The 18,904-nt window shown below is 45.1% G+C and carries 20 protein-coding genes; 12 read left to right on the forward strand and 8 right to left on the reverse strand.

Going from position 1 to position 18,904, the window contains the following annotated elements:
• The 6 genes from ASG85_RS06350 (at position 1) to ASG85_RS06375 (ending at position 4,599) form a co-directional block, all read left to right on the forward strand.
• Entirely contained in the window at positions 1-1,338 is a 1,338-nt protein-coding gene (locus ASG85_RS06350) for a hemolysin family protein (protein WP_082562597.1), read from the forward strand.
• A gap of 14 nt (positions 1,339-1,352) precedes the next feature.
• Positions 1,353-2,399 carry a sporulation integral membrane protein YtvI gene (gene ytvI, locus ASG85_RS06355; RefSeq protein WP_057307238.1) on the forward strand — a complete coding sequence of 349 codons (1,047 nt, stop codon included), beginning with the start codon at positions 1,353-1,355 and terminating at the stop codon, positions 2,397-2,399.
• A 29-nt stretch (positions 2,400-2,428) separates the two neighbouring features.
• Positions 2,429-3,136, forward strand: a complete 708-nt coding sequence (locus ASG85_RS06360) for an HAD family hydrolase (protein ID WP_060645667.1) — start codon at positions 2,429-2,431, stop codon at positions 3,134-3,136.
• 378 nt (positions 3,137-3,514) lie between these two features.
• Complete coding sequence (locus ASG85_RS06365; protein ID WP_414858679.1) at positions 3,515-3,751, forward strand: spore coat associated protein CotJA; 237 nt, start codon at positions 3,515-3,517, stop codon at positions 3,749-3,751.
• Positions 3,748-4,014: a spore coat protein CotJB gene (locus tag ASG85_RS06370; RefSeq protein WP_047676707.1), complete on the forward strand. Its 267-nt coding sequence runs from the start codon at positions 3,748-3,750 to the stop codon at positions 4,012-4,014. Before ASG85_RS06365 ends, ASG85_RS06370 begins: the two co-directional genes overlap by 4 nt.
• 15 nt (positions 4,015-4,029) lie before the next feature.
• Entirely contained in the window at positions 4,030-4,599 is a 570-nt protein-coding gene (locus ASG85_RS06375) for a manganese catalase family protein (protein WP_060645668.1), read from the forward strand.
• 384 nt (positions 4,600-4,983) lie between these two features.
• Here the strand turns inward: ASG85_RS06375 and ASG85_RS06380 are convergent, their stop codons facing one another.
• From ASG85_RS06380 to nagB, 3 genes are all read right to left on the reverse strand, one after another.
• Complete coding sequence (locus tag ASG85_RS06380; RefSeq protein ID WP_057307259.1) at positions 4,984-5,742, reverse strand: YdcF family protein; 759 nt, start codon at positions 5,740-5,742, stop codon at positions 4,984-4,986.
• Between the two features lie 177 nt (positions 5,743-5,919).
• A complete protein-coding gene (nagA, locus tag ASG85_RS06385) occupies positions 5,920-7,092 on the reverse strand; it encodes an N-acetylglucosamine-6-phosphate deacetylase (RefSeq protein WP_060645669.1) in 1,173 nt (390 codons plus the stop codon).
• Complete coding sequence (gene nagB, locus ASG85_RS06390) at positions 7,089-7,817, reverse strand: glucosamine-6-phosphate deaminase (RefSeq protein WP_060645706.1); 729 nt, start codon at positions 7,815-7,817, stop codon at positions 7,089-7,091. Before nagB ends, nagA begins: the two co-directional genes overlap by 4 nt.
• Positions 7,818-8,083: 266 nt before the next feature.
• Here nagB and ASG85_RS06395 point away from each other — a divergent pair, with 266 nt between their 5' ends.
• The 4 genes from ASG85_RS06395 to ASG85_RS06410 all read left to right on the forward strand — a co-directional run bounded on the left by ASG85_RS06395 (position 8,084) and on the right by ASG85_RS06410 (position 10,662).
• Positions 8,084-8,752: an HAD family hydrolase gene (locus tag ASG85_RS06395; protein ID WP_057307262.1), complete on the forward strand. Its 669-nt coding sequence runs from the start codon at positions 8,084-8,086 to the stop codon at positions 8,750-8,752.
• A 75-nt stretch (positions 8,753-8,827) separates the two neighbouring features.
• The gene (locus ASG85_RS06400; protein ID WP_057307263.1) at positions 8,828-9,052 is read left to right on the forward strand and encodes a spore germination protein; all 225 of its coding nucleotides are present in this window, start codon (positions 8,828-8,830) and stop codon (positions 9,050-9,052) included.
• Positions 9,053-9,260: 208 nt separating this feature from the next.
• A complete protein-coding gene (locus ASG85_RS06405; RefSeq protein WP_082587992.1) occupies positions 9,261-10,259 on the forward strand; it encodes a cation diffusion facilitator family transporter in 999 nt (332 codons plus the stop codon).
• Positions 10,260-10,287: 28 nt separating this feature from the next.
• Positions 10,288-10,662 (forward strand): ArsR/SmtB family transcription factor, encoded by a 375-nt coding sequence (locus ASG85_RS06410; protein WP_060645670.1) that lies wholly within the window; start codon positions 10,288-10,290, stop codon positions 10,660-10,662.
• A gap of 46 nt (positions 10,663-10,708) precedes the next feature.
• Here ASG85_RS06410 and ASG85_RS06415 read toward each other — a convergent pair whose 3' ends face one another.
• The 5 genes from ASG85_RS06415 to ASG85_RS06435 all read right to left on the reverse strand — a co-directional run bounded on the left by ASG85_RS06415 (position 10,709) and on the right by ASG85_RS06435 (position 16,954).
• Positions 10,709-11,842 (reverse strand): YheC/YheD family protein, encoded by a 1,134-nt coding sequence (locus ASG85_RS06415; protein WP_060645671.1) that lies wholly within the window; start codon positions 11,840-11,842, stop codon positions 10,709-10,711.
• Positions 11,843-11,848: 6 nt separating this feature from the next.
• On the reverse strand, positions 11,849-12,976 hold the full coding sequence (locus ASG85_RS06420) for a YheC/YheD family protein (protein ID WP_060645672.1): 1,128 nt from the start codon (positions 12,974-12,976) through the stop codon (positions 11,849-11,851).
• Positions 12,976-14,340, reverse strand: a complete 1,365-nt coding sequence (locus tag ASG85_RS06425; RefSeq protein WP_057307267.1) for a YheC/YheD family protein — start codon at positions 14,338-14,340, stop codon at positions 12,976-12,978. Before ASG85_RS06425 ends, ASG85_RS06420 begins: the two co-directional genes overlap by 1 nt.
• A gap of 100 nt (positions 14,341-14,440) precedes the next feature.
• Positions 14,441-15,568 (reverse strand): YheC/YheD family protein, encoded by a 1,128-nt coding sequence (locus ASG85_RS06430; RefSeq protein WP_060645673.1) that lies wholly within the window; start codon positions 15,566-15,568, stop codon positions 14,441-14,443.
• 9 nt (positions 15,569-15,577) lie between these two features.
• The gene (locus ASG85_RS06435; protein ID WP_057307269.1) at positions 15,578-16,954 is read right to left on the reverse strand and encodes a YheC/YheD family protein; all 1,377 of its coding nucleotides are present in this window, start codon (positions 16,952-16,954) and stop codon (positions 15,578-15,580) included.
• Positions 16,955-17,239: 285 nt separating this feature from the next.
• On the opposite strand from ASG85_RS06435, the gene ASG85_RS06440 reads away from it, so the two are divergent.
• Complete coding sequence (locus ASG85_RS06440; RefSeq protein ID WP_060645674.1) at positions 17,240-17,575, forward strand: YlbF family regulator; 336 nt, start codon at positions 17,240-17,242, stop codon at positions 17,573-17,575.
• A 188-nt stretch (positions 17,576-17,763) separates the two neighbouring features.
• Positions 17,764-18,819, forward strand: a complete 1,056-nt coding sequence (locus ASG85_RS06445; RefSeq protein WP_060645675.1) for an acyltransferase — start codon at positions 17,764-17,766, stop codon at positions 18,817-18,819.
• Positions 18,820-18,904: the final 85 nt, after the last annotated feature.

The raw sequence follows: 18,904 nt of genomic DNA on the forward strand, positions 1-18,904 counted from the left end.
TTGCCACATACTTCGTTTGATTTCGGTTCCATTGTTCTTAACCTGATAGTAGTTATTATATTAGTCCTGCTCAATGGTTTCTTCGTTGCTGCTGAATTTGCGCTTGTGAAGGTTCGACAATCCCGCATTCAACAGTTAGTCAATGAAGGCAGCGGCAAAGCAAAGTATGCTATCAAAGTTACGTCGCAGTTAGATACTTATTTATCAGCAACACAATTGGGGATTACACTTGCCTCCCTGGGACTAGGCTGGGTTGGTGAGCCTGCCATCTCGGAGTTGATCATGGAACCCCTCTTACATAAGCTTCAAGTAGAGACTTCGGTTTATACGACGACATTATCTTTCATTGTTTCATTTGGATTTATTACGTTCCTGCACATTGTGCTTGGTGAGCTGGCTCCGAAATCGTTCGCGATTCAAAAAGCGGAATTAACCTCACTATGGCTCTCAGCGCCGCTGCTCTTCTTCTACAGGCTGTTTCGCCCGATTATCTGGGTGCTGAATGGTACGGCCAATAAATTTCTATCATGGATTGGTGTTGAGCCTGCAAGCGAGCATGAGGCCGCCCATACGGAGGAAGAGATTCGTATCCTGATGGATGAGAGTGTCAAAAGCGGCCATATCGATCAAGATGAAATGGTGCTTTTCGATAATATTTTTGAATTCTCAGAACGTATTGCCCGTGAGGTTATGCTGCCGCGGACAGATATGGATTGTCTATACCTTGAGCAGAGCTTCATTGATAATTTGCGTATGGTCCATGTGACGAAGCATACACGTTACCCTGTGGCTGATCAGAATAAGGATAACATCGTCGGTTTCGTTCACATTGCTGATTTACTGACAGCAGATCCGGATGAAGAACAGGAAATTAAAAATTTTATTCGTCCAATTCTTAATGTTCCAGAGTCGATGGAAGTCAGTCGCGTATTGAAATTAATGCAGAAAAAACATTCTCAACTTGCTATCGTTATTGATGAATACGGCGGTACTGCAGGACTTCTAGCACTAGGGGACATTCTGGAGGAAATTGTTGGCGAGATGCACGATGAGTTCGATATCGATGAGCGGCCAGGTGTTGAGGTGAAAGAAAAGTATACGTCCGTAGACGGCCGTGTCCTGATTGAAGACTTGAACGATATGCTGGATTTGGACATCGAGGACGAAGATGTAGACTCTATCGGTGGTTGGTTGTTTAAGAAGCTTGAAGGTGCACCTGTAAAAGGCAAAAGAGTGGCTTTCGGCAACCATGTGTTTGAAGTATCCGAAGTTGATCGACTGCGTATCGTACGCATTCACATAACGAAAATCAACTCTGTCAAACCTGTAGATGAATAAGCGGAGGAGTACTGATGTCGCCTAAGACGATCTTAATCATGGTGCTTGGATTGCTGCTATTGTACGGATTGTTCACCATAGGTTTGCCATTTTTACTCGCGCTCGTGACAGCTATTTTCTTGGACCCTTTAACCGTACTTCTCATGCGTGCTGCAAGGGTGAACCGATTAATTGCAGCTACGATCATTTGTACCGTCTTTACGCTGCTGACGCTGACCTTATTTTATTTCATTGGGTTAAATGTCGTCACAGAGCTCATTGATCTTGGCCGCAAAGCGCCAAATTATATGGATGAAGTGAATAAGTATATGGATCAAGCTGTCAACCGCACACAGTTGTTCTACGATTCCTTGTCACCAGACATGGCGGCACAAGTGCAAACTTGGCTGGAAAGCAGTACAGAAACCTTAACAGGGGCTTTAACCAATGTATTAAGCGGCATTTCTGGCTTCTTTTTAAATATGGCTGGAAAAATACCGAATTTATTTATCTTAATGCTCATGTACGTCATTGCTTTATACTTGTTTATGTTTAGTTTGCCAAAGCTTAGGATGTCTTTTCTGTCCATGTTTGAAGAGCATTCCAAAGGGAAGATGGAAAACGTGCTGACTTACCTGCGAGAAGCTATCTTTGGCTTCATTCGAGCGCAGCTCATCATGGCCGTGTTAACCTATTTGGTCACGTTTATAGGCTTGCTGGTCTTAAGCGCTGAATATCCGCTAGCCATTTCCTTATTAGTAATGGTTATGGAGTTCGTTCCTGTGATTGGTACCGGGCTTGTGTTTATTCCTTGGCTCGTCTATCAACTTCTGATTGGACATACGGGAATGGGTGTAGGATTGTTAATCCTTTTCCTTGCTTTGACGATATTCCGCCGCATTGTAGAGCCAAAAGTGCTCAGTGATGCTGTTGGAATTAATGCGCTCGCTGCTTTGATCAGTTTGTACGTTGGTTTCGAGTTATTAGGAATAACAGGTCTCTTTCTGGGGCCTTTGGTTGTTATTATTTATCAAGCTATGCGTAAAGCAGGCCTGTTGAACTTAAATATTAAGCTGGATTGAGCCACAGTAGATGAACAGGGTGGTAGGGTATGAAGTTAATTTTATTTGATTTGGATGATACGCTGTTTGACTTCTCAAGTACGTGGAATGTCGTGATGAAAAAGATGTTTGCGGAGCATGAGGTAACTAAAGAGTATGATAACGAGGCGTTCTTCTCCGCATTTCAAAAGAAAAGCGATGAATTATACTACCTATATGAACAGCGCATTTGCACGGTTGAAGCATATCGCAACCGAAGGCTGATCGAAACATTAGCAGACCACCAGTATACGATGTCGGAAGATGAGGCAGAAGCTTTCAACCTACAATACGTCCAACAATATGAAAAAAGCTTAGAGCCTGATCCTCACGTGTTGGAGCTGCTGCTAAAGCTCAAGGAGCGTTATCAGCTAGGAATTATTACGAATGGACCTCATGATATGCAAGAGGGTAAAATAGTGCGTCTAGGCCTGAAGGAATTATTTCCTCCTGAGCAGGTATGGATCTCTAATGTCGTTGGTATGGCCAAACCTGATCCACGTATTTATCAACTGGCGCTTGATTATTTCAATGTGCTGCCAGAGGACACCTTATTCGTTGGTGACTCATGGGAAGCGGATGTAGCTGGTCCGCTGCAAATAGGCATGAAGGCAGTTTGGCTCAATAAATATGGTAAAACGCCTCGCGCCTCTGCCTCCGATAAGAAACCGCTCGCGATCGTTAGTCAGCTTCATGAACTTATTGATTTTCTAAATTAGTAAGCCTCTGATTCATAAATTGAAGTCCCTGCTTAGTTGCCCGATGGCAACGCGGCAGGGACTTTTTTTTCAATATACGCGCTTGGCTCCTAAATATTTAGGTCCCAATACGAACTCATCATACTCTGAGGATAAATGCCAGCTGACCTAGTGGCTGATAAGAACTGTCCATTCCCCATGTAGAAGCCTACATAGTCTACCACTCCCGAAGCTGCAAATTGCAAAGAAATCCAAATCGCCTGGCCGTCAACGATTAACTCATACAATATGGAAATGTTGGAAAACATGTGATTTTGGCCAAGTCATGCCGCATATAACGAGCATATAGGCCTTTGTTGCTACGCCTGTTTACTCCCAAGACAGAAGAGGAGGAGAGATATGTATATGCATGCGGATTCACAATTCAAAAAATATTTTCCATTCATCGGTCCGTTTGATCCTTGTCCACCCATTCGAGTGAAATTGTATAACACACCGCCTCAATTATATATTACCTTTCAACCACCCGGCTTGCCACAGTTTAGCCCCTATGAAGCATTGAGAAAAGGAACGCTCTGGCCAGCGCTTTACGGGCCTTATGAGTCCAAAGCGGTAGAAGGAGGCCCATTGACATGAGTGAACCCATGTTACCAGACTCGTATTACAGACAGCTTCACGATCTACAAGCCGTAGATTTCGTCTTAGTCGAGCTGACGCTGTATTTAGATACTCATCCTGATGATCTGGGTGCCATTCAACAATACAACCAATTCGCACAGAAGAGGAAACAAATTGCTGGGCAGTTTGAGATGGAATTCGGCCCCCTCATGCATTTCGGTCATAGTTATACCAAACAACCTTGGCAGTGGTGTGAACCTCCATGGCCATGGCAAGTCTGAGAAGGAGGAGAGCGCATGTGGATTTATGAAAAAAAGCTGCAGTATCCAGTCAGAGTCAGTAAATGCGACCCTCGGATGGCAAAACTGCTCCTTGAACAATATGGGGGTGCTGACGGGGAGCTTGCTGCGGCATTGCGATACTTGAATCAACGCTATTCGATCCCAGATAAGGTGGTGGGGCTTCTAACGGACATTGGGACTGAGGAATTTGCCCATTTAGAAATGATTGCAACGATGGTGTATAAGCTTACAAAAGACGCAACCATCGATCAACTGAAGGCCGCTGGTCTCGACGATCACTATGTAAGTCACGACAAAGCGCTCTTCTATCAGAATGCATCCGGTGTACCTTGGACAGCCGCTTACATACAAGCCAAAGGAGACCCCATCGCGGACCTCTATGAGGACATTGCCGCAGAGGAGAAAGCAAGAGCCACCTATCAATGGTTGATTGATGTAACCGATGACGTTGACCTGCAGGACAGTCTAAAGTTCCTCCGCGAGCGGGAGATTGTGCATTCCCTGCGATTTAGAGAAGCTGTTGAAATCTTGAAGGATGATCGGGAGGCACAGAAGGTTTTTTAAAAAGGAGGAGCGGACAAGGACGAGGTAGCTAATTTAGGGATAAAAAAGCGGGCCGTGAGGCCTGCTTTTTGTTGTTGTGCGCAAGTTGTAGTAAGTGCAACAATTGGTGCCTAAAGCTCGCCTCTCTCCCTTCGTTGTTGCATCATGTACAACAATTTGGTCCTATACAGGTCATATCGCAACATATGGGCTCAAAATGTTGTACAAACGACAACTTCAAGTTGCAAAATAGCCTTTGGACGTGTGAATTGTTGTAGAGAATACAACATTGGTAACTACTATAACCCATTTGCCCTCACGAAGCTGGATGACTCTCAATCGAATAATGATACAAAAGGAATACCAGTGCTGTTATTGTATGAGTGGCAATAAGAGGATATCCGTCTAATTATTCCTAGCTGCAAACAAGCCTAAGAATTCCTTCAGCGCAATGGTTGTAGTGGATAAACCGCTGGAGGATGGAATGAATTTGCTGATACTTAGGAGCTGATTCTGCTGGGAAATATAGTCGGTAGGATATGGGACTACATCTATTTTGAGTTTTTGGAATTGCTTAACGGATCGGGCCATGTGGAAGGCAGATGTGATGAGAATTGGAGATTTCCAGCCTTTTTCTGTGAGAATCGCTTGTGTATTCACGGCATTTTCCTCGGTATTGCGACTCTTATCGTCCATAGCAATGGATGATTCGGGAACGCCAAGCGCGAGAAGGTGCCGTTTGGCAATTTGGGATTCATTGCCCGTATCACGAAACACTTGACCGCCAGACAAAAGGATAGGCAGCTTTGTGCTTCGGTATAGCTCAGCAACAGTTAATACACGCGCGGCCGTGTTTCCAGTCAGATATCCTTCCCCTTTGGTAAGAGGGTCTGGATTTTCCAAGGTTGCGCCTCCAGTTAGTAGAACTAGCACGTCGCCGGACACTTGAACTGGTGGTGTGTACCTTCTTTCAATGGAATTTAGTAATGCATTGCCGAAATAAGGCATGGAGGATACGCCTAAAAGAAGTGCGGCTAGACCCACAAGTAGCGTACCGAGGTACTCCTTTTTTTGCTTCAGCCATAAAGCTATAGCCAAGAGTAGAAGTATGATAATTCCAGGAGGGAATAATAGGGTGTAAGCGATTTTTATCAAATAAATCATATCAGGTGTCAGACCCTTTCTTATGAAAGCTTAAGTATGGTTTTAGGGGTTTTCGACAAAAGTTGGTACTTTCCTGCAAATTTACAAGAGCTTCAAAGAGGCGAAATGAAAAAAGCCCCGGCTTCGCGATTAGAACGAAGTCGGGGCTATATCAACGAATATGTGTGTCAAGCCTACTTATGCTGTAATTTCTTTGCCGCGAACCCATACTTGTTCGAGCTCTAATTCAGGGCTGACGAGCAGCAAGTCAGCCTGCTTGCCCTGCGCAATCGAGCCGTGCGACCCCTCGAGGCGCAGCAGCCTCGCAGGGTTGCCGCTCGCGAAGCGGCTCGCGTCTTCGACGCTGACACCGACCTCGCGCACCATAAACCGGAGCGCCTCGATCATCGTCAGCGTACTGCCGGCGAGCGCGCCGCCTTCCGTCAGCCGGGCTACGCCCGACTGTACGGTCACGGCTTGCCCGCCTAGCTTGTACTGCCCGTCGCCGAGTCCCGCGGCTGACATGGCGTCCGTGATCAGCAGCAAGCCATGCGGCTGCTTCACCATAGCCAGCAGGCGAATCGCTGCCGGGTGCACGTGGTGCCCATCAGCGATCACTTCGCCGCTGATACGTTCGTCGGTGAGTATCGCACCGACGGTTCCAGGTTCGCGATGATGCAGCGGCTTCATCGCGTTGTAGGTGTGCACCGCATGCGTAAGCCCCTCGCGAACCGCCGCCTGAATGTCGGCATAGTTCGAGTCCGTGTGGCCGCAGGCGGCAACGATGCCATGATCGCGCAGCCACGCGATCATCTCAAGGCCCCCCTCGCGTTCGGGGGCTAGGGTCAACTGCTTCATGAGCTGCGGATAGCGCTCGTGCCAGTCTTCGATCCATGAGAGCTGAGGCGGTACCATGAGGTTCGGATCTTGCGCGCCTGCCCATTTGGGTGAGATGAAAGGACCCTCTAGATGTACGCCGAGCAGCTGAGCATATGGCATCTCCTGGTTCTTATAGCGGTCTACTTCACCAAGGACCCGATCTATTGCATCTCGAGTCGCTGTCATCGTCGTAGCCAGCATGGAGGTTGTGCCGTGTAAGGCATGAAACCGAGTAATAATGTCAAGTGTCTCTGGATTCGCATCCATGAAATCGGCGCCGTATCCACCATGAACATGAACATCGATGAACCCTGGCAACAACCAGCTGCCATGGGCATCGATTGACCTAGCAGCAGAACCGGCAGCAGACGGGTCCCACTGTGACATATCGCCCACAAAAGCGATAAAGCCATCCTTCACATGAAGGATGCCTCGCTCGATGATTCCCTGCTCAGTTACGATTTTAGCCCCCGAAATCACAAGTTCACTCATTCAAAAAGCCTCCCCGCCTCAGCATCAAGAAGAACGACAAGGTGTGGGTGAGTTTGCAAAAGGGTTGCCGGAATTTCCGTTGTTATCGGACCTGTAAGTGCGCGATGTACGATTTCGGCTTTATCGGCTCCACGAACGATCAACAGGATCGTTTTGGCTTTCAAGATGGTTCCTACACCCATGGTTAAGGCATGAGTCGGAACTTCATCGATGGAGTTAAAGTAACGTGCATTCGCTTCGCGAGTTTCCTCTTTTAATTCTACGCGGTGTGTACCGCTGATTAAGGAATGATCAGGTTCATTAAAACCAATATGCCCGTTATGGCCTAACCCGAGAATTTGCAAATCGATTTGTTTAGCTTCTTCTAAAAGTTGATTATAACGCTCGCATTCCGCTTCTAGATCCGCCGCATTTCCGTTTGGGATATGGGCTTTAGCAACAGGTAAGTCAATATGTGCAAACAAATGCTGCTGCATATAAGCGTGATAACTTTCTGGGTGATCTACCGGCAAACCGCAATATTCATCCAAATTAAAGGTTGTGACGGATTTAAAGCTAACCCGTCCTTTATCGTAGGCTTTAACTAGCTCCTCATAAACGCCTACAGGTGTTCCACCTGTGGCTAGACCCAATACCGCTTTAGGCTGCATTTGGACAAGCGAGGTAATAATGCCAGCTCCAGCTTCATTCAGCTCTTGTTGATTTTGAAAAATATGAAGATTCATGATCGTCTTCCTCACTTTCAAAGATAAGTTATCGAATAGGGATGTTTGCAAGATGTTATGCCTATTTTGATTAATTATGATGGTATTTTGCATAAAAATATCATTTTCAAAACAAATTACTCTCATTTCAATCATAACTGAATTTTTTCTTATCGGCAACAGGCTTTTTCCTAAATATGAATATTGACTTACATGGGTATGTTTGCCATTCTTATCTAAGATCATAACAATTATTTTCTATACTGAGCATAAGAAGGAGCTTGATAATGAGTAATCAGAGAAACCAACCCGAAGCGATGCTTTTTGACTTGGACGGAACATTATTTCAGACGGAGACCTTACTTCTGCCTGCTTACCATAAGACGTTCGATGAGCTTCGAGCTAAAGGCCTTTTTACTGGTGAGACTCCACCGGAAGAACGAGTCTTAGGGGCGCTAGGTATGCTTCTCGAGCATATCTGGGAGCGAGTCATGCCAAATGAGCAGATGGCAACTCGTCAGGAAGCAGATAAGCTGCTGATCAAGTACCAAGTGGAGGGACTTCAGCAGGGGCAAGGCGATCTTTATAAAGGAGTAGCTGAAACCTTAGAAGTTTTACATAGTAAAGGAATTCGTTTATTTGTCGCAAGCAATGGACTCGAAGATTATGTGCGGCATGTGATTGAAGCTAAAGGTGTAGCGCATTTATTTGAAGGATTGTACAGTGCAGGGCAATATCGAACGAGATCTAAGGTGGATTTAGTAAAAATTCTGCTGGAAACACATCATATCCAATCAGCCTGGATGGTTGGCGATCGCTCATCCGACGTAGAGGCAGGACTCCAGAATAACCTAACCGTAGCGGCTTGCGATTATGCAGGCTTTCGTGAGTCGGGAGAGCTAGAGGGTGCGCATATACGAATCCGCAGCTTCGCCGAACTGCTTGAATATTTGTAAATAAGGGCTAGGCAGTCGCAAACATGGCTAGATGGGCATACACTGTAGAACTTTGATAGAAAAAGGGTGATCAGAATGCCTTCTTTTATAGGAATATTAAACGTTATTAGGAATGAAGGAAATCTGGTGAATGGCGATACTGGCATACTTGCTCCGACAAGTGCAACCAAATCCTATGCCGGCGGCGGCGGAGGAATAACGGGAGATTTCGGGGTAACCAATACGCTAGTTAGCGCAACGATCACGTTTGACCCGGATGGGATAGAGGCTGGAGCGAACAAAGCCGCAACGGTGGCATAGCAGTTAGACAAACATTCGTTAGATCGATTCAGGCTCAAGTGAAATTGAGCATATGAATCGATCTTTTTTTTGCAGATACGATATTGACATCAGCATGTTTAACTTACTATTATGTATATATGAGCAATTGCTCATATATAATGGTGCCATGTATAAAGCAAACGGCAGTATTTCATTCTAAAGGATTGAGAGACAGGGAGGGAAATCCATGCAGCATCATGAGTCTGAAGTACAATCACATCAACACAAAGATCACTCTAATTGCAGCGGTCACGTGGGTCACCAAGGACACGACCACGCTCACCATGGACATCATCATGGACATCACCACCATGGCCACAGCGGAAATAAACAAGGACTCCTTATTGCGCTATGTATTACAGCGAGCATCATGATTTTAGAGTTTGCAGGGGGATTATGGACCAATAGTTTAGCGCTGCTCTCGGATTCAGGCCATATGTTAAGTGATGCAGGCTCTCTTGTATTGAGTCTCACCGCCCTTTGGTTCGCTGCCAAGCCATCATCAGCTCATAAATCCTATGGTTTTCATAGAATTGAAATCTTAGCGGCTCTTTTCAATGCTGTCACCCTATTTGTAATAGCAGGGCTCATTATCTGGGAAGCAATTGGGCGATTTATGGATCCTCCTACTGTTGCCAGCGGTTCAATGATGCTCATTGCATGCGTCGGTTTAATGGCCAACTTACTTAGTGCTTGGGCACTTATGCGTAAAGGGGATGTGCATGGCAATATCAATCTGCGCAGCGCTTATATGCATATTCTAGGTGATGCTTTGGGCTCTGTGGGCGCTATTTTAGCCGGTGGGGCTATGCTGATCTTCGGTTGGTATGCAGCGGATCCAATCATTAGTATTATTGTATCTCTTCTTATTCTTAAGGGGGCTTGGACCGTCCTGAAATCGACGATCCATATATTGATGGAGGGAACTCCAGCAACTGTTTCTTATGGGGATGTCAAACACGTACTGGAGAGCATTGATGGTGTTATTAATGTTCATGATTTACATATTTGGACGATTACTTCAGGCCTTGATTCTCTGAGCTGCCATTTACTCATTGCCGATGATCATGATAGTCAGGTAGTCCTCCAGAAAGCTATTCATCAAATAGAGGAACGATTTCAAATCACTCATGCTACAATTCAAATTGAAAATTCGACTAACGCCCATCCGGAACTAAAAGTATAACGAATCAAAACGCTAAGGAGGGATGATCATGGAAAAAATAGAGATAGAAGCAATTGAAGATGAGGACACTTGTACTTGTATAAGGGCTGATTCGGTACAGCTTATACAGGAACCTCAAATAACGGAGGAGCAGGCGGTAGGAATTGCGGAGGTATTCAAAGCCTTAGGCGATCCGACAAGGGTTAAAATGATCTATTACCTGCAGCAAAAGGAGCTATGCGTGCATGATCTTGCAACGCTTCTTGGGATGGGGCAGTCGGCTGTTTCACATCAGCTCCGCTACTTGCGGGATTTGCACATTGTCAAAAGACGTAAAGTGGGGAAAACGGTCTTTTATTCGCTAGACGATGACCATATTGAGCAAATTTTTGTTCAGACTTTGGGACATCTTCAGCATATGTAAGCCGGAAGCTGGCTAGTTTTTTAGCTGACGCTTCCGATTGCTTGCGTTATGATTCGGCTTTTGTTTCTTCTATTTGTTGTTCTTCTATTTTTATTTTCTTTTGTTTCATCATCCAGACAGCATATTCGAGTGGCCTTGTAACCGCCTTCTGATAGATCGAATGTTGACCAATTTTGCGAAATACTTCTCGTGATGGCTTAGGATTGACTTCAAGCAGCCAAATATTTCCTTTGGGATCTACAGCAATATCCATGCCTAACTCGCATAACTTACCGAATTTATTTTCCAAATAGTTAGCGAGCTTATACGCGAAGCTGTTCATCTCTTTCTTAATTGCATCCATTTTTTCTTCAGAAGAAAAACGGTAGGCTAACAATTTATCCTGGGTGACTGCACTCCCGCCGCCATGAAGATTTGAAGTGATGCTGCGATGAGGACCAATACGGCCCGCACAACCAGTCACTTCCCACTCACCATGGCCATTTTTCTGAATTAGCAAGCGATAATCGTGCACACGGCCATCCCTCAGTGTTAGCTGGATTCCTTGCTGAACCACATAATCGGGGCTCAATTTCAGGGTATGCAGTTTGATTGCAAGCTGTTTTTCCGTCGCACGGAATGGAGCGATGATAGTTCGTTGCTGATTCCTTCCTTGTAATAAATAAAGATCAGAACCGAGCTGTTCAATTCGTAATATTCCTCTTCCACCCGTGCCATTCTTTGGTTTTACATAGATTAGCTTATGCTTCTTTAGAACCTTTAGCAGCTCCTGCACGGAGCTATATCGGACAGTAGCAGGTAAATAGGGGCGAATGCTCTCATTCTCTGAAAGGATTTGATGCATCGACCATTTGTTAGCTAAAGGTTTACTTAAATACGTAAGCTTGGCATGTTGATTACGAAATGCTTTGAGCATCTGATAATTTGCGGCCGCTTTATACCGGCAGCGATCATAAATAATAGGTGGAAAAGAAGTCCGCTTGCGAATCCATTTCCCCAGACCGGAATCATACGTCAACGTACGAACGGAGTTGTCATCTTCGACGTCATCCGGGGTAAATACCTCAACTTGCACACCAAGTTTCTTTCCCTCCCTACTTAACCGCTGAAAGTAAGAGAGCTCTTCGAGCCGAGATTTACTTAAATAGATAGCGAGTACGCCCAGTCGTTTCGATGACAAGCATAATCACCTTCTTCTCCCATGATTGATCAAGTAAAGGCTGTAACGGATAATGCGTTCAAGTGACTTTTGACGAATTTTGGGTTCATCGAATTTCATTGGTTTAGAATTAGCTTCGAAGAACCAGATGTGTCCAGCGGTATCGACACCAATATCCATCGACATTTCGCCAAGTTGATTGCCGGATGATTTCTCAATTTGCGCAGCGAGTGTAACAGCGGCTTTGCGAACTCGTTTCAAAATATTTTTGGCTTCCGTGACACCAAATGCACTCGTAAGCAGCTTGCGTGGCTCGTCGATTGATCCGCCGCGAGGTACATGTGTCGTGATGCTAGCTTTACCAGCTACGCGAGCTCCGATACCGGATACACTCCAGACGCCTTTGGACGTCTTCTGGACCAAAGCGCGTAAATCGTAAGCTCGCCCTTTGTATCTCGTTAAAGCGATACCTTGCTGCACAATGTAGTCATGGGTACCACGGTATTTATTCCATTCATTCCATAGTTCATCCGTGGAATTGTGGTAACTATAAGCCATCTTCTTATCTTCTTGGCGGCTCAGCCGATAACGGCGGCCATTTGCAGTCGTTAATCGATCAATGCGCATAATGCCTCTCCCTGCTTTACCTTTAACTGGTTTTAAGTAGAGAACGGCATGTTTACGCAATAGCTGAGTCAGATCATTTGCCGAATTCAATTGCTGCGTATCGGGCATATAGGGTTTGCTTTCTTTGGCGCTATTTAACCACCCGAACAAGGTCCATTTGTTGAAGAAGGAAGGATTAAATAACTGAATGCTGGAGCTGCGATTGCATGATTGAATGGTTTGCTGGACCTCAGGCCTCATTTCCATCTTGCGATAGGGAATACGATTATATACGACTTGTGGAGCGGGAACGAGTTCCCTGCTCCATTTTTTGGTTTCGGCATTGAAGCGATAGCCGTATATTTCGGGGCTGGATAAGGTGAAGTCCTTCGTAGTCACGATGTATACATCAACGCCAAGCTGTTCGCCAGTTTGAATTAAATCCCGGAAATTGTCCAGATTGCCACGAAATACACGCTTACTATCCTTAACGGTGAGAATGGCCAGAGTAGGCTTCTTAAGTACTATCTCATGAAGGAAGAAGCCCATTAGTTTTCCCTCCTAGAGCGGAAGCGACTCAAAAAGAGGCAGTGCTCGTAAATATTTTGTAGGGTAGCGACGTCCCCTTCTTTCAAAGAGGGATGCTTGAAAATGGATCTCCCCGGTTTGGCATTTGCTTCGAACATCCAGATTTTCTCGCTTTGATCAATACCGATATCGAATCCGAGTTCTCCAAGTAGATGGTCATAGTTATTCTCGATACCCTCAGCGAGCTTAATAGCTGTTTCTTTGGCATTGGTAAGCACTTGCTCCGCGCGACTGCCGTAGATTTGACGCAGTACCTGTTCTGGCGTCATTAATTGACCGCCATTGCGGATATGGGTTGTGACGCTGCCTTTACCGGATTTCTTTGCGCCGATCGCTGCTACGACCCAATTGTTATTACCGTTCTTCGTTAAATGGAAGCGAAAATCAATAGGGCAGCTGTCAATTTCAATGAGACGAATTCCTTGCTGTGCGACATAATTCGTGAGGCGGCCACGTCCAGTTCCAAGCATTTGCATTAAACCGTCGAATTTTCCGTAACGGATGAGAACATTTTTACCGCCCTTGCGGTACCGAACGAAGTAGCCTCGCTTAGGGTTATAAGTCACACGGAAAATGCCGATGCCCAAAGAGCCTGCCGTTGGTTTCAAGTAAATGAATTTATGCTTATCAAGCATTTCCTTAATTTGATCAGCAGACGGATTGATCTTGGATTCTGGGACGAAGCGGAAAGCATCATCGCCATCTAACATCTTGTAAACGTCCCATTTATCAAAGAAGCTCCAGTTAAAGAGGGGAATCCCCCTTCGAACAAATCGGTCTTTAAAGCCTTCCATCCCTGCAGATTTCTCTGCTTTGCGGCTAGACATTCGATTATAGACAACATCAGGCAATGGGAATGTTTTACGTACCCAACCTCCGCCTTCTTTTGGAATAATGCCTGTAACCGTTTCTTGAATCCAATTTACGCTGCTGGGGCTGAAAGCGAAAGCGAAGGATTTCGATGAGGATGTACTCATAACTTGGCGAATGAATCCAGTTTTTGTACCGAATGGTGATGTACCGCTCGCTACGTTGGTCAAGATACCAATGACAGGACCAATACGAAGTTCTTTATTATTGTTATTGGTTACGAACACACTCCCTGTTCGAGGAATGCGTAAGGAGGCCATTAGGGAAAGCGGAATGTACATATGCTGACCACTTTTTTTGATCAGACGGATCGGTAGAGTCGCTTTTTTACTGCCAACTTTTACAGTTATCGATTTATTGCCGGTTAACCGTAAAGCTTTGACGAGTTCACTTGTTAAGTAGACCGATCTATCTGTTCGTTGTACGGCGTGGAGCATACACGTTGTCAAACTCATTAGGTTACCCTCCTAAACTTGTTGCCCTACGGGGCTTTCCGTGTCAAAACAGGCAGATATGACCATCTGCCTACTTTGGCACATACCAGCAAAGCCAAGCTCAACTCAGCTTTTTGTGGAGTAAGAATCCAGCATAATGTATAGGGTTTGCAATGGATGTCGTGCGTGCTTTCTCGTTACACATTCGTGCGAAAATCATCCTGCCCGGCTTCGAGTTCACTTCAAGAATCCACACGCGACCACAAGAATCAATCCCTAGATCTATACCAAGCTCAGCCAGTCGCCCGTGATGAGCTTCCAGAAAAGGGGGAATTCGGCTTGAAAGCATATCGAGTGTGGCTATAAGCTCATTTGCCTTCGAGTCACCAAACTCCTTGGTAAGGAACGAGGTCACATCTTCAGCAGTGCCTCCGCCATGTAGATTGGAGGTGATGCTTCCAGGTTTACCAATACGTACGGCCATGCCGGTACTTTCCCATAACCCACGGCCGTTTTTTTGCACGAGGGAACGTACATCGTAAGCCATTCCCTCTGTTGAGTGGAGAGTTAGGTATTCTTGTATTAGATAGGGTCGCATACCAATCAGGTTGCGAAGCCAAAACCAGCACGAGTCAAAGTCTTTAAAATCACGCTCTATAGGGTGATTATGGGCGTCGCGCCCTTTTATATGAAAAGAGCAGTTATCGTACATAGTACTTATCTTGTGAATGTGCAAGGCACCTCTGCCTTGGCTGCCACCCTGTGGTTTCAGGAAAACGTCGTTTCTTGTACGAAGCCACTTTCTTAGCTCGGTGCCACTTGTCAGCATACTCGTTTCAGGTAAGTAGAGATGCAAAGTGCTGTCTTTCTGTAGGATCTGACCCACTTCCCATTTTCCGCTCAAACCGTAACCGAGAAAACGAATATGGGGTTTCGCACGCAGCTTGCCAACATGGTAACGGTACTGCCTATAGCTGTGTTTATTGCTAAAGAAGCATCGATCATAGATTAGTGAAGGAAGAGGGAAGAGTTTCATGACCCACTCGTGTGTGTCACTCAAGTAGGTGTAACCTTTCACCATATCTTGCTTCCAATCGATACGATTCGGTGAGAATACGAACACGTCGAGGCCCTCGCTATCACCATAAGAAATGAGATGTTCAAAAAAGCCCGAACTTGCAAAAGGCAGCTTTCGATTCTGTTCCGTCACCATGATCCCTAACAAGGGACGAGTTGTGCTAAACCGCATGTTTTCACCTCAGAACTTCGCTAAAAAACGTGCATACTGCACGATTTGTTTCACAGACGGTCTAATTTTCCGTTCATTGTTAAGAGGGGTATTATCATCCTTGGATGGTTTGGAGTTTACTTCAAGCAACCAAACTTTCCCCATTTTATCTACAGCAAGGTCGATTCCTAGCTCTCCAAAATGATTAGGAATTTGTGTTTCAATCCCTTTGGCGATGTCTAGAGATGCCTTGCGCAAACGTCCCGAGACTGAGACACGTGTAGCAGACGAAAACGATGATTTAGCAAGTGCTCCAGTCACGGTCGTAAGGCTTCCGCCACGAGCCAGGTTAGAGACAAAATGCTGCGTTCCTGCAACGCGGCCAACAATCGACGTTATCGCCCATTGCCCTAGGGCTCCCCTCTGTACAAGTGCTCGGAAATCAACAGGGTTACCGTCGGAAGTGATGAGATCGAGTCCTTGTTGTAATTGATAACGTTGTGTCTTGAGCTTGCCGGATAAGGCCTGGAACACAGCGGTTAGCGAAGGGAAAGATTGTTTGCGAACCCCAGCTAGGTTCGTAAAATGGCAGGTAAAGCCATCTCCTGCTTCCTTGCGAATGCGAATGATTCCTTTACCTAAACTTCCGGTAATCGGTTTAAGGAATAGGACCGGATGGCGTGCAGCCATGGATTTCAACATCTGATAGTTTTTGAAAAGATAGGATTCGGGTAAATATCCATGGAGGGTGTTATCTTTGCGCAAGGCCTCGAATACTTCGGTTTTGTTCAAATATTTCTCATTAAAGATGTCAGTGGCATGGCGAGCTTTGACGTCTTTCATGAATTGTTGAACATTTGTCATGTTTTCATATTTGCGCGAGGTGAGACGATTATAGATGACATTGGGGATCGGAAACGTTTTTTTGCTCCAGGAACCATTGGAATAAGAATACGCAGATAGAGTTTGGGCATTGGCATGCATTTCATCTGGCGGAAAAAAGCACACAATAGCCCCAAAAAGGTCACACGCGTCCGTCATTTCTCTACAAAAAGCAGTGATAGCACCGAATGGGCGATCATTTGAGCTAGCATAAACTCGGCTAATCATTACGCCAATCAAGGGTCCGATCGACAAGGTGCTTTCTTTTTGCCTATAATAAAGATTGAGTTGGGCCCCATGATGAAGACCGATTTTGGAAGCGAGAGCAGGGTTTATACGTAAACTGTTCGACGTTGATGCGGTGACAACTTTGACATCCTGCTTGGCAGAGCCAAATCGCATAGTAATCGTTTGATTGGACGGAACTTTCCATTTTTTTGCAATGGCTTCACTTAGAACAACGGTCCGATCATCCAAATAGATGCTGGTGCCTTGAATGGATATTCCAACTTTCGTCCGGGTCAATAGCGAACACTCCTTCCAGCATGAGAAAACCCCTATCGAGGCCATTCATGGATGATCGACCGCGTTTAAAGGTGGTTTTTATCGCCAATAAGAAAGCTGTTTTCGGTAACCGAAAACTTAATCTTTCTTATGTGGGCAAAAATGGCATTGCTGCTTAAGCAAAGTAAACTACTCCATCATATGAGGACATATTTCCCTTGGTGCCTAGGCATCTGTCCGAAAGTGCCTTTTATTCGTTGAGTAAGTACATAGGCCATTACAAATAAAAAATGAGGAGGAAATAAAATGAATGTACATGATAAGGCTTACGAATTGGCAAAAGCAATTAAGGAAAGCAGCGAATATAAGGATATGAAGGAGTGCCGCTCCATCATTAACGGCGATGCATCCAGTAAGAGCTTGTTGGAAGATTTTCGCAATCATCAAAATGAACTGCAGCAGAAAATGGCGGGAGGCGAAATGCCACCGCAAGAGGATATGGATAAATTACAGAAACGATATGAGGAGCTCGCCCTCAATCCACGTATTAACCAATTATTCGATGCGGAGCGTCGATTGTCGATCATGCTGGAAGATGTGCAGCGGATTATTGCTGAGCCGTTAGAAGCAATGTTGAAATAAAAAAGAGTGTATCACTGTAGAGAAGTCTAGTCATCTAGTCGTCTGGAAGTCTACTCCTGGGCTACACTCTTTTTTAGTAAGCAATCTAAGAGCAGGGATACTTTTTTGCTAGGCTCGCTGTTGCGAAATAACTCGAAACTGTCTATAGTAAAAGGGTATTTATTAGGAAAAGAGGATTTGAAACCGTTATGGCAAAAGCAAAAATCACGGAGCTCGATCTCGTTAGAGCCTTCGCCATCCTTGCAGTCGTTATGATTCATGTTACCGCGGACTGGACAGTGGATCCGGCTTTGAAGGGGAGCAGCACAGAGCTAATCATTTTATTTTTGAACAAAATAAGCTATTTCGCTGTTCCGCTGTTTATTTTTTTGAGTGGCATTGTATTATTCTACATCTATACGGATAATTGGAGCGCGAAACAGGCCGGTATTTTCTACTGGAAACGTGTCCGCCAAGTGTTAGTTCCTTATATCGTTTGGTCCTTCTTCTATTATATATATAATCCTTGGCTTTGGACGCCGGGGCACCCTATTAAGTTTGATCTGCGTGTTTTTCTAGAACAATTAAAATGGGCGGATTCCGGCTATCACTTGTATTTTATGATTATTATTGTACAGTTCTACCTGTTGTTTCCGCTGCTAGTTTGGGCTGTTAGAAATGCGCCATGGTTTCGCCGGACGCTGGCACTTTGGGGACTAGCCATTCAAGCAGGCGTTTACATTTACACCCACTGGTTCGGTACAATTAGTCATAAACCAGAGCTTTGCATAACGTACTTCGGGTATTTTCTCGTAGGCGGTGCAATTGGCATGAACTACGGTTCCTTTCGTTCTTGGATGGATCGGAACAAGGGTTGGGTGCTGCCAGCTGCATTCCTCAGTGGTTTGGCCTATGTGATGCTTTACCTATTGGGACTAAAAGGATATAAGTTTGAAAATACGTGGTATGAAATTTTATGGCTACTCTACAGCATTGGCATTGGTGTAAGCTTTATCTGGATCGCGAAATGGCTTCTCCAAAAATCAACCAAAGTTGCCCGCTTTTTCGTCTCGTTAGGTTCGGTATCGTTTGGTGTCTACTTAATGCATCCAGCGTTGTTATCACTTTGGAAATATAAGGTGAATACGCCCGGCTCTATTTTGCTTTTTAACGTTTATAATGGGATCGTTTTTGTGCTGATAATTGCGATACCGTGGGTACTCACGCTGTTATATAGAAAAGTAAGAAAAGTGTTGTCGATATGATGGAAGATTAAGACCCCGTTGGTTGGGTCTTTTTTTGTTTACTTCACAGTCGCACGTTTCCTACAACCAAAAGCGATTATTTATT

The sequence above is a fragment of the Paenibacillus sp. Soil724D2 genome, from assembly GCF_001427935.1.
In the GTDB taxonomy this organism is placed as follows: Bacteria; Bacillota; Bacilli; order Paenibacillales; family NBRC-103111; genus Paenibacillus_E.

Coding starts and splice junctions, on each gene's coding strand:
- ytvI (WP_057307238.1), top strand. CDS start 1,353: ATGTCGCCTAAGACGATCTTAATCATGGTGCTTGGATTGCTGCTATTG.
- ASG85_RS06360 (WP_060645667.1), top strand. CDS start 2,429: ATGAAGTTAATTTTATTTGATTTGGATGATACGCTGTTTGACTTCTCA.
- ASG85_RS06365 (WP_414858679.1), top strand. CDS start 3,515: ATGTATATGCATGCGGATTCACAATTCAAAAAATATTTTCCATTCATC.
- ASG85_RS06370 (WP_047676707.1), top strand. CDS start 3,748: ATGAGTGAACCCATGTTACCAGACTCGTATTACAGACAGCTTCACGAT.
- ASG85_RS06375 (WP_060645668.1), top strand. CDS start 4,030: ATGTGGATTTATGAAAAAAAGCTGCAGTATCCAGTCAGAGTCAGTAAA.
- ASG85_RS06380 (WP_057307259.1), bottom strand. CDS start 5,742: ATGATTTATTTGATAAAAATCGCTTACACCCTATTATTCCCTCCTGGA.
- nagA (WP_060645669.1), bottom strand. CDS start 7,092: ATGAGTGAACTTGTGATTTCGGGGGCTAAAATCGTAACTGAGCAGGGA.
- nagB (WP_060645706.1), bottom strand. CDS start 7,817: ATGAATCTTCATATTTTTCAAAATCAACAAGAGCTGAATGAAGCTGGA.
- ASG85_RS06395 (WP_057307262.1), top strand. CDS start 8,084: ATGAGTAATCAGAGAAACCAACCCGAAGCGATGCTTTTTGACTTGGAC.
- ASG85_RS06400 (WP_057307263.1), top strand. CDS start 8,828: ATGCCTTCTTTTATAGGAATATTAAACGTTATTAGGAATGAAGGAAAT.
- ASG85_RS06405 (WP_082587992.1), top strand. CDS start 9,261: ATGCAGCATCATGAGTCTGAAGTACAATCACATCAACACAAAGATCAC.
- ASG85_RS06410 (WP_060645670.1), top strand. CDS start 10,288: ATGGAAAAAATAGAGATAGAAGCAATTGAAGATGAGGACACTTGTACT.
- ASG85_RS06420 (WP_060645672.1), bottom strand. CDS start 12,976: ATGGGCTTCTTCCTTCATGAGATAGTACTTAAGAAGCCTACTCTGGCC.
- ASG85_RS06425 (WP_057307267.1), bottom strand. CDS start 14,340: ATGAGTTTGACAACGTGTATGCTCCACGCCGTACAACGAACAGATAGA.
- ASG85_RS06430 (WP_060645673.1), bottom strand. CDS start 15,568: ATGCGGTTTAGCACAACTCGTCCCTTGTTAGGGATCATGGTGACGGAA.
- ASG85_RS06440 (WP_060645674.1), top strand. CDS start 17,240: ATGAATGTACATGATAAGGCTTACGAATTGGCAAAAGCAATTAAGGAA.
- ASG85_RS06445 (WP_060645675.1), top strand. CDS start 17,764: ATGGCAAAAGCAAAAATCACGGAGCTCGATCTCGTTAGAGCCTTCGCC.